This is a genomic window from Pyxidicoccus fallax, assembly GCF_012933655.1.
GTDB classification, from domain to species: Bacteria; Myxococcota; Myxococcia; order Myxococcales; family Myxococcaceae; genus Myxococcus; species Myxococcus fallax.
The window spans coordinates 1-2,277 of sequence record NZ_JABBJJ010000658.1 but is presented as its reverse complement, the minus strand read 5'-3'; the positions used below and the strand labels follow the sequence as shown (position 1 = coordinate 2,277).

Below are 2,277 nucleotides of genomic sequence, written 5' to 3'. Positions count from 1 at the left end.
GGCTTGGGGAGGCGGCGGAGGCGGCGCGCGCCCACGGGGTGGAGCTGGTGCCGGGCATCGAGCTGTCCGCCTTCATCCACGGGCGCGAGGTCCACATCCTGGGCCACTTCCTGCGGCCGGACGACGAGGACATCGCCCGCTTCTCCGAGCGGCTGCGCACGGAGCGCGAGCAGCGGATGGTGGCCATGGTGGAGCGGATGCGGCAGCTCGGCTACCCCGTGCGGATGGAGCAGGTGCTCGCGGTGGCGGGGAACGCGCAGCTCGGCCGGCCCCACCTGGCGCGCGTGCTGGTGGAGCAGGGCTGGGCCGTGGACGTGAAGGAGGCCTTCGACCGCTTCCTCGGCACGCGCGGCGCGGCCTGGGTGGACCGCTACAAGCTGGACGGCGCCGAGGCCATCCGCCTCATCCGCAAGGCGGGCGGCACCGCCACCCTCGCGCACCCGGGCTCCTCGCGCATGGAGCGGCTGGAGATTCGCGCGCTGGCGAAGGCGGGCCTGGCCGGGATGGAGGTGCTGCACTCGGACCACAACCCCAGCGTGCGCCAGAAGTACCTCGGGCTGGCGAAGGAGTTCGACCTCGTGCCCACCTCCGGCAGCGACTTCCACGGCGAGGCCGTCTCCCCCGACCACAAGCTGGGTGACGCCGCCATGCCGCCGGAGCTCTTCGCCCGCCTCAAGGCCCGCGCCGCCGCGTGAGCCCTGGGGCCGTCCGGACCCCACGGACTCCAAGAAAAGGAGAGAAAATCCGGATTTTGCTACGCTCGGCTCCGCATGGAGTGCCCGAGCGAGACGACCCTGAGCGATTTCGTCGAGGGACTGCTGCCCGAGGCCCGGCGGGTGCGCGTGCTGGCCCACGTGGAGGGCTGCGCGGGCTGCCAGGAGCAGGTGGCGCTGGCGGCCAGCTCCACGCCGGGCACCCCCGACACGGACGGTGAGGACCGCCCGCCGCTGGCGCAGGGCGCGACGCTGGCCCGGTACGTGGTGCTGGAGCGCATCGGCCGGGGCGCCATGGGCGAGGTGTACGCGGCATACGACCCGGAGCTGGACCGGCAGGTGGCGCTGAAGCTCCTGCGTCCGGGCGGCCAGCACGTGGAGGACCTGCGCGTGCGGCTGTTGCGCGAGGCCCAGGCCCTGGCCCGCCTGGCGCACCCCAACGTCGTCACCGTGCACGACGTGGGCGTGTGCGACGACCGCGTCTTCCTGGCGCTGGAGCTGGTGGAGGGCGCCACCCTGTCCGAGTGGCTGAAGGCGCCCCGCTCGCCGAGAGAGGTGCTGCGCGTCTTCCACGACGCGGGCCGGGGGCTGGCCGCCGCGCACGCCGCGGGGCTGGTGCACCGCGACTTCAAGCCCGCCAACGTCCTCGTCGGCCAGGACGGGCGCGTGCGGGTGACGGACTTCGGGCTGGCGCGCCCTTCCAACCGGGGGCTCCGGCTCCGGAGCGTCGCGTCCCCGCCGAGGGCTCCGGGCGCGCCGTCGCCGCTGACGCGCACGGGGGCGCTGGTGGGCACGCCGGCGTACATGGCGCCGGAGCAGCAGCAGGGCCACGGCGTGGACGCGCAGTCGGACCAGTTCAGCTTCTGCGTCGCCCTGCACGAGGCCCTGTATGGCGTGCGCCCCTTCGAGGGCGACAGCCTGGAGGAGCTGGGCCGCGCGGCGCGGGAGGGACGCCTGCGGGCGCCGGAGCGCGAGGTGAAGCTGCCCGCGCGGGTGCGCCGGGCGGTGCTGCGGGGCCTGCGCGCGAGTCCGGAGGAGCGCTTCCCCTCCATGGACGCGCTGCTGGCGGAGCTGGAGCCGCCGCGCTCCTCGCGCGTGCGCGCGTGGGTGGCCTCCTCCGCCGCCGCGGCGAGCCTGCTGGGACTGGCGGCGGGCTACGTGGTGGCGCACCGGCGCGAGGCGCGCTGCGCACAGGAGGCGGACAAGCTCTCCACCGTCTGGAGCCCCGAGCGGCGCGAGCGCATCCGCGCGGCCTTCCTCGCCACCGGCAAGCCCTACGCGCCTTCCGCGTGGGAGGCCGTCTCCACCGCGCTGGACGCCCAGGCCTCCGCGTGGCGCTCGCTGCGCGTGGACGCGTGCCTCGCCTCGGAGGAAGACGCTCCCGGCGCGTCGTGGCAGACGGCGGCGTGCCTGGACTCGCGGCTGTGGCACCTGGCCGCCGTCACCGACGTGCTGGAGAAGGCGGACGCGCAGACGGTGCAGAACGCGCCGCAGATGGTGGCCTCCATGGAGGGGCTGTCGGGGTGCCGCGACGCGCCCGCGCTCACCACCCGCCCCCAGCCCC

General features: G+C 75.4%; 2 protein-coding genes. Both read left to right on the top strand.

Going from position 1 to position 2,277, the window contains the following annotated elements; genetic code table 11:
• On the top strand, positions 1-695 hold a 695-nt coding region (locus HG543_RS53205), incomplete at its 5' end, for a PHP domain-containing protein (RefSeq protein WP_169352612.1).
• Between the two features lie 75 nt (positions 696-770).
• Positions 771-2,277 (top strand): serine/threonine-protein kinase (locus HG543_RS53200; protein WP_169352611.1); only part of this gene is annotated, 1,507 nt, incomplete at its 3' end.